Source organism: Streptomyces sp. NPDC014006 (assembly GCF_043088925.1).
Classification (GTDB): domain Bacteria; phylum Actinomycetota; class Actinomycetes; order Streptomycetales; family Streptomycetaceae; genus Streptomyces.
This window is the reverse complement of sequence record NZ_JBICAJ010000016.1, coordinates 4,728-7,607: the sequence shown is the minus strand read 5'-3', so window position 1 is coordinate 7,607 and position 2,880 is coordinate 4,728. Positions and strand designations below refer to the sequence as shown.

The 2,880-nt window shown below is 69.4% G+C and carries 2 protein-coding genes; both read right to left on the bottom strand.

The window, feature by feature from the left end:
- Positions 1 to 151 precede the first annotated feature (151 nt).
- Entirely contained in the window at positions 152 to 1,066 is a 915-nt protein-coding gene (locus ACF1GV_RS36935) for a replication-relaxation family protein (RefSeq protein ID WP_391690170.1), read from the bottom strand.
- A gap of 310 nt (positions 1,067 to 1,376) precedes the next feature.
- On the bottom strand, positions 1,377 to 2,081 hold the full coding sequence (locus ACF1GV_RS36930; protein ID WP_391690167.1) for a hypothetical protein: 705 nt from the start codon (positions 2,079 to 2,081) through the stop codon (positions 1,377 to 1,379).
- Positions 2,082 to 2,880 lie beyond the last annotated feature (799 nt).

Genomic DNA, 2,880 nt, shown 5'->3' with positions numbered 1-2,880 from the left:
CTCGACCACCCCCGCCGGCGGATACGCCCCCCGCCCCCCCCCGGCCCACGCCGGGGCCCCCCCCCCCGCCCGCCCCCCCCCCCCCCGCGCCCCCCCCCCCCCCCCCCCCGGCCCCCCCCCCCCCCCCACGTCCTGCAGTTCGGCAGAAGACTTACAAGTCCGTCCATGGGCGAGGTTCCCCGCCGCCCAGGGGCACCCATACGGCCTGGCAGGCACCGTGCTGTTCAAGGTCTTCCAGCACGGCTGCTCCGAGGCGGACTTCGCGAGCAAGGGCCGCGACGAGCGGGTGGTGAGCAGCCATCGCCTGCAGATCGGCTGTGCGATTCGCCAGCCTGGTCCGAGAGGCCCCGGTGAGCACGAAGAGGATCCGCGGGAAGGCGGGGTACCAGCGCAGCCAGGCAGGACCCCCTCCGTGCGGCTTGCGCCGGCCAATGGGCTGGGCCTCGTGCTGAAAGAAGCGCGCGTACTCAATCAGTTTTGCGGCCAGCCGCTCACTGCTCATGGTGCTGCGGTCGACCTCTACGAAAGCCCGCAGCTTCCGGCTGTATTCGCTTCCGACGACCGTGTAGTACATGAGGGCGTCAGCGACCACCCGCTCACCCTCGCCGATCGAATGGGACACTTCAGGAGTCCAGTCCCAGGGGCCATGCTCATGCCCGAGACGACGGGCGTCTTCTGCGAAAGCAAGGTGGGCGCGCACGACGGTGAGTGTGTGCGGGGTCTTCAGCGACGCTGCGGTGGTCGAAGTGATGGGGTAGGGCGGTCGCCCCCGCAGGACGGGCAGGTCGCGGGTCAGCCGCGCACCTTCCGGCGTGAGGTACCAGGCATGAGTACGGGTCCGGTTCGTGGCCGGCAGGACCGTGCAGTCGACGAAACCGTCGGAGCGCAGCCTGTTCAAAACGCGGGACATCAGCTGCCGCGTTCCATCCGGGCGCAGCATCTGGCGCAACTGACTGGTGGTGGCGATACGGTGCTGCGCAAGTCCGGCCAGCACCTGGTGGGCCAAGGGCTCAGGGGAACCGGGAGCCAGTTGCGTCGACGAAGCGCTACGTGCGGCGCTGCTCATGAGGTTGTTCCTTCCGCGGCGATGGCGGTCTCCGACGGAGACTTTCGACTGCGGTGAGCACACCTGCTGGGCCCGACCAGAGCCCCGACCACTCAGCCCCCACCATGGTCACGAAGCCGAAACAGCCGCGGCCATGCGACATCCATGGCCCCGACCACCGACCTAACCACGCCAGGAAAGCGATGGCCGGTCCGCAGCAGCCGGGGGTGGTGGCGAGCCACGCCATGCCGGCCATCGTGCGACATCCAGCCCGCATGGGACCAACGACCCGTAACCGATGCCGCGTCTATGGGGCGATGAGTAGGCGCGGTCATCGCCGGTTTCTGCCTCGAGGCTGGGCTGCCTGCTCGAGGATCCGTCGGCGGGTCCACCGCCGGCGGCCGCCCTTTTCGCTGAGTGCGTCGGACGTTTCCAGCAGGGGCAGGTTGCCCTGGGAAAGGCTGCTGGAGAAGGAGTTGAGGCTCTTGAACCCCAGCAGCACCACGGCCTCGGTGGCCCCCAGGAGCTCGTCGGGGTCGCCGTCGACGGGGACGTCGGGAAGTGCGGGGGCGGAGCGCTTCGCGCCGGCGTGCTTGCCGCGGCCTGGCCGGGTAGCCATCCAGTCCAGCAGAGTCTGTACGCGCCATAGCTGCCGCCGATAACGGTTTTCGGCGGTTCCCAGCTCTTCCACAACGTCTGGATCGGGGAAGTATCCGGGGTGGTCGCGGACAAAGGTCGTGACCTGGTTGGGGTTCTTGTAGCCCAGAAACCTCGAGGCCTCGGCCGCGTTCAGCAGGTCCTGTGGGTCCCGGGCGGGCGGGGTGTGCTCACGTAGCCGCGCCGGCGGACGGTTGGCGAACCACTCAGTGACCTCCGCGTGGTCCCATAGGCGGGCGCGGCCGCGCATGCCCGCGACTTCGGGAAAGCCGTTCTCGGCGCGGTCCTTGTAGAGGCCGCTGATCCGCGCGGGGGTCAGCCCCTGCTCAGCCGCGATCTCGGCGGCGTCGGCCAGGCGAGGCTCGCGGCGCGAGGTCATGGCAGGACCGTGCATCCTGTTGGAGGCGAACCGGCCAGCCCGGGCTCGCAACTCACATATGGCAGGAGTCCGGAGTGGGGGTTAGCGCGCTGCGCAGGTTTCTCTGGCCGCCGCGAGGAAGCAGTCACTCCTCCGGGATCAGACCCAAGCCGCCCCGGCCGCTTCCTCTCACGCACTCGGCGGACGATGCGTCAGATCCGGATCTCGATGCCTTCCCCTCGTTGGACTTCTGCGGTTCCCGGAGGTCGCCCCCCTCCGATATTTCAATAGTGGATATGGCTGCGAGGGGAAGACCTGTTGCGCCTCGTGTTGCGTACAGGATTGCGCCTGATGTTGCGTCAGATGGTGCGCTGGCGGTTGCGCTGGCCAGCGGTCGGCTTACCAGTCGCCGCTGCTCAACGGCTTGCATGCAGGTTGGTCGGAGGGCTGACATCCCCTCTGCTGCCACTTTTCCCGCGTCCGTTGAAGGAGGTGAGGAATGGAGGTTGGGGTGTGTGTGGGTGGCGGTGACAGCTTCGGGGATGGGGGTTTGGGTGTGTGAGTGGTTGCGCATCGGCAGGAGGCGGCCGAGTTGCCTTGACGGGCACGCTTTTCCGGGCCCTGGCCTAGAGTGCCGCGCGGCACGCTGCGCGGCACCAGGGCCGGCGCCGGGGCGCCGTCCTTGGGGTGGTGCGGGCCGGTGGGTGTCGGCCTGGATGCCTGCGGCACCAGGGCCGGCGCCGGGGCGCCGTCCTTGGGGTGGTGCGGGCCGGTGGGTGTCGGCCTGGATGCCTGCGGCACCAGGGCCGGCGCCGGGGCA

Bases quoted from the DNA above. Each gene is read 5' to 3' on its own strand.
- ACF1GV_RS36935 (WP_391690170.1), bottom strand. From the start codon at position 1,066: ATGAGCAGCGCCGCACGTAGCGCTTCGTCGACGCAACTGGCTCCCGGT.
- ACF1GV_RS36930 (WP_391690167.1), bottom strand. From the start codon at position 2,081: ATGACCTCGCGCCGCGAGCCTCGCCTGGCCGACGCCGCCGAGATCGCG.